This window comes from Paraburkholderia sp. BR14312 (assembly GCF_040948675.1).
Classification (GTDB): domain Bacteria; phylum Pseudomonadota; class Gammaproteobacteria; order Burkholderiales; family Burkholderiaceae; genus Paraburkholderia; species Paraburkholderia nodosa_A.
This window is the reverse complement of sequence record NZ_JBFPKI010000067.1, coordinates 1-790: the sequence shown is the minus strand read 5'-3', so window position 1 is coordinate 790 and position 790 is coordinate 1. Positions and strand designations below refer to the sequence as shown.

2 pseudogenes are annotated in these 790 nt (G+C 63.9%); both read right to left on the bottom strand.

Going from position 1 to position 790, the window contains the following annotated elements:
* A pseudogene (locus tag AB3X98_RS42025) lies at positions 1 to 278 on the bottom strand (cupin); the annotation flags it as partial.
* A gap of 140 nt (positions 279 to 418) precedes the next feature.
* Positions 419 to 790: pseudogene (locus tag AB3X98_RS42020) on the bottom strand (aminotransferase V); the annotation flags it as partial.

The window sequence follows — 790 nt, the reverse complement described above, 5'->3', positions numbered from 1 at the left end:
GTCAGTGTTCGCGTATCGTCGCCGAGTTGAAACTCGTCGTCGCACAGCACGTCGAGCTTCGCCACCCCACCGACGAGGCCTACACCGAGGCGCAACCTGATATTGCAGCCCGACAGGATCGCAGTACGAGGACTGTCAGCGGGAAAAATGGCATCGATGCGGAAGCCGAGACGTTCGATAAAGAACTGCGTCGTCGCGGCCAGATCGGTACACGACATCGGGACGAGAAAGCCGCGAATACCGGTCAGCGGAGCGGGAAGAAACGATGGACTGGTCATGATCATGATCCTGAGCTGAAGAGCGGGGTTTCACAAATGCAGCGGTGCAGCAACTGGCATCCGGGGCGGCCCCGTCAGGACGCACGACACGCCTTCTGCGCGCGGCGCATTTGACCGCACCACATGCGGCGCCTTCGCTTTCATCGCGGCAGCCGCGCAGCGAGACGTTCGATGCCCGCCACCGTCGTGCACGCACCAGGCGAAAGCCGCAACGTGCGGCCGCGCGAGTCGACCAGGATATGCTGCGAAGCGAGCTTCGCCACGACCTCCTGAGGATCCAGATGTTCGGGCGTCTGCACCATGACACTGCCACCGCGAGATGCGTCGTCGCGTGGCGACAACAGCGCGTAGCCGAGACCGCCAGTGATTTCGACAAGTTGATGGCACAACGAAAGGTTGTGGGCGCGCAGCTTGCCCGGCGGCTGCGAAAGCAGCCAGTCGAAGCCCGGCTTCGATGCCACGAACGGCAGCAGCGACGGCGTGCCCGTGTCGAACCGGCGCGCGTCGGGCGC